The organism is Oribacterium sinus (genome assembly GCF_963537195.1).
Taxonomy (GTDB): domain Bacteria; phylum Bacillota; class Clostridia; order Lachnospirales; family Lachnospiraceae; genus Oribacterium; species Oribacterium sinus_A.
The window spans coordinates 1-3,096 of record NZ_CAUTEG010000155.1 but is presented as its reverse complement, the minus strand read 5'-3'; the positions used below and the strand labels follow the sequence as shown (position 1 = coordinate 3,096).

The following is a 3,096-nucleotide window of genomic DNA, read 5'->3' as shown; positions in this document are numbered from 1 at the left end:
AAGTACCCTTTCATAACACAGAGTTATACTTTTGATGAAGGAAGCTTAAGGAGACCAAATTATTTAGATTGGCAGTAGTAGTTTGTATACATTTATAATATACACTATTTTAATGCTCACGAATATGATAGAATACGTTAATTAAGGGTTTAAACAATATGATAGAATTTAAATGGGATGGAGAATAAATAATGGCCGGAAAAAATAATACAAACATTGGTTTTGAAAAGCAAATTTGGGATGCTGCTTGTGTTCTATGGGGACATATTCCTGCAGCAGAATATAGAAAAGTTATCGTAGGCCTTATTTTTCTTCGCTATATATCAAGTGCATTCGAAAGACGTTATGATGAATTGGTAAAAGAAGGTGACGGCTTTGAAGATGATAGGGATGCATATGCAGAAGAAAATATTTTCTTTGTGCCTGAAGAAGCTCGTTGGAGTAAAATTGCATCTGAAGCTCATACACCTGAAATCGGTACAGTAATTGATGATGCTATGAGAGCCATTGAAAAAGAGAATACGACACTTAAGAATGTTTTACCTAAAAACTATGCTAATCCGGATTTAGATAAAAGAGTACTTGGAGAAGTTGTAGATTTATTTACGAATGAAGTGAAAATGGACGGTACAGAAGCAGGCAAAGATTTATTGGGTAGGACATATGAATATTGTATTGCTCAGTTTGCAGCATATGAAGGAACAAAGGGAGGAGAGTTTTATACACCTTCAAGTATTGTAAAAACAATTGTTGCCATTTTGAAGCCATTTGATAATTGCCGAGTATATGATCCTTGTATGGGAAGTGGTGGCATGTTTGTGCAGAGTGAAAAGTTTGTACAGGCTCACAGTGATAACAGAGGAAATATTTCTGTTTATGGTCAGGAGTCCAATGCAGATACGTGGAAAATGGCAAAAATGAATATGGCTATACGAGGAATTGATGCAAACTTCGGTGCTTACCATGCAGATACATTTTTCAATGATCTTCATAAGACTTTAAAGTCGGATTTTATTATGGCAAACCCACCGTTTAATCTTTCAAATTGGGGTGCAGAAAAATTAAAAGATGATGTCAGATGGAAATATGGAATGCCACCGGCAGGAAATGCAAACTATGCCTGGATACAGCATATGATTCATCACTTAGCACCGAAAGGTAAAATAGGGTTAGTACTTGCCAATGGCGCATTATCATCTCAAACTTCAGGAGAGGGAGAAATAAGAAAGAGAATTATAGAAGATGATTTAGTTGAAGGTATTGTAGCTTTACCTACACAGCTTTTTTATAGCGTAACTATTCCTGTAACATTGTGGTTTATTACTAAGAATAAAAAGCAAAAAGGAAAGACTCTATTTATTGATGCCAGAAAAATGGGTTACATGGTTGATAGAAAACATAGAGACTTCACAGAAGGGATACAGGAAGACGGAAGCCTGGGAGATATTGATTTATTAGCAAAAACATTTGAAGATTTCCAAAACGGAATATTGGAAGAGAAAAAAGGATTTTCGGCTATTGCTACAATAAAAGAGATAGCAAAGCATGACTATATTTTAACCCCAGGTCGATATGTGGGGATTGAAGAACAGGAAGATGACGGAGAGCCTTTTGAAGAAAAGATGACAAGATTAACCTCAGAGCTGTCAGATATGTTTAAAAAGTCTCATGAATTGGAAGAGGAAATTCGTAAGAAACTGGGGGCGATTGGGTATGAAGTGTAAGTGGCAAATAAAGAAATTGTCAGAGATTGTAGATTTTAATCCTCGTGAGTCATTGCCAAAAGGAAGAATTGCTAAAAAGATTGGAATGGATAAATTACAACCGTTTTGCAGAGATATTATGTCATATGAAAATGAACCGTTTACAAGTGGGGCTAAATTCCGTAATGGAGATACTATTATGGCAAGAATAACTCCGTGCTTAGAAAATGGGAAAATTGCCAAAGTTAATATTCTTGATGAAGGTGAAATCGGATTTGGTTCTACAGAATATATCGTTTTTCGTGCAAAAGAAGGAATAGACACAGATTACCTGTATTATTTAGTATGTAGCTCAATTGTAAGAGAGCCGGCAATTAAATCAATGGTTGGTTCATCGGGTAGGCAACGAGTACAAACAGATGTATTAAGGAATTTAGATATTAAAGTTCCTTCCGTTGAAGAACAAAAAGTAATAAGTGGAATTTTAAGAGATTTGGATGATAAAATAAAACTTAACAATACAATAAACAATAATTTACCGCCTCATACGTGCAACGCACGGATAGCTGCGAAGCAGCGTAGGCAGACACCAAAGACGGACGAATGCTTGCATACGGACTGCAAGGTGTCTGACAGAGGCGGTAACGAGGAAACTGCGAAGCAGTTTTCGAGTCTATTAGCGGCTTAAATGTCGATGTTTGAGACATCAAGTTCGCCGTACATAAGTTTAGGTAGTAATATATCTCTGACTGCTGTCAAGTTTTTACTTTCGGTTTGATTAGCCTTTATCTTGGCAAATATTGGAGCAGCTACGCTATGAAAATCTATTAGTTCATCATCGGTTGGTACAACAAAAGGCATTCCTTTGATTATTTTTGAATTTACGGCTGTTGCGATTGATGATGTACTGCCCATAGTTTGGTAGTTAAAACACTTCAAATAACAATATAGATATTCATTTATTTCCTTTTTGTCAGTTTTGAAATGTGCAATAGCTTCATTGGTAGTCATTTCTCCATTTGTAATTGCTATTCTACCGACTGTTAACTTAAAGCTAAGTAAAATGGTATTGTCAGGTACGATTTTAACATTATGTCGTTCAACAGCTTCTCTTGTTAGCTGCTCGGAGCTACTGCTAATATAAAGTCCACAAGTGCCCATATCAGAAATAGATACCCAAGTAATATCTTGAGGATTAGTGCTAAACCATTGTGGCTCCTTTCTAGGTGGAGTTTTACCGATAGAAATATCAAAGTATTTGTCAGCACGGAAAATTCTTCGCTTGTTGTTGACGCTATCGATAAATCTATTACGATATAACGTTAGCACTTGCTCTAATAAATTATTGTTTTACATATTATTAAGAATGTAAACCATCTTATTGCCCTACGGT

Annotated in this window: 3 protein-coding genes; 2 read left to right on the top strand and 1 reads right to left on the bottom strand. The window is 35.7% G+C overall.

Annotation, left to right across the window (positions count from 1 at the left end):
• Positions 1–191: 191 nt before the first annotated feature.
• On the top strand, positions 192–1,724 hold the full coding sequence (locus tag RYL27_RS11250) for a type I restriction-modification system subunit M (RefSeq protein ID WP_314967207.1): 1,533 nt from the start codon (positions 192–194) through the stop codon (positions 1,722–1,724).
• On the top strand, positions 1,714–2,391 hold the full coding sequence (locus tag RYL27_RS11245) for a restriction endonuclease subunit S (protein WP_314967206.1): 678 nt from the start codon (positions 1,714–1,716) through the stop codon (positions 2,389–2,391). The genes RYL27_RS11250 and RYL27_RS11245 overlap by 11 nt, the downstream gene beginning before the upstream one ends.
• Here the strand turns inward: RYL27_RS11245 and RYL27_RS11240 are convergent.
• Positions 2,388–3,032, bottom strand: coding sequence for a restriction endonuclease subunit S (locus RYL27_RS11240; protein WP_314967205.1), 645 nt, complete (start codon positions 3,030–3,032; stop codon positions 2,388–2,390). The genes RYL27_RS11245 and RYL27_RS11240 overlap by 4 nt on opposite strands.
• Between the last annotated feature and the right edge of the window lie 64 nt (positions 3,033–3,096).

Bases quoted from the DNA above. Each gene is read 5' to 3' on its own strand.
- RYL27_RS11245 (WP_314967206.1), top strand. From the start codon at position 1,714: ATGAAGTGTAAGTGGCAAATAAAGAAATTGTCAGAGATTGTAGATTTT.
- RYL27_RS11250 (WP_314967207.1), top strand. From the start codon at position 192: ATGGCCGGAAAAAATAATACAAACATTGGTTTTGAAAAGCAAATTTGG.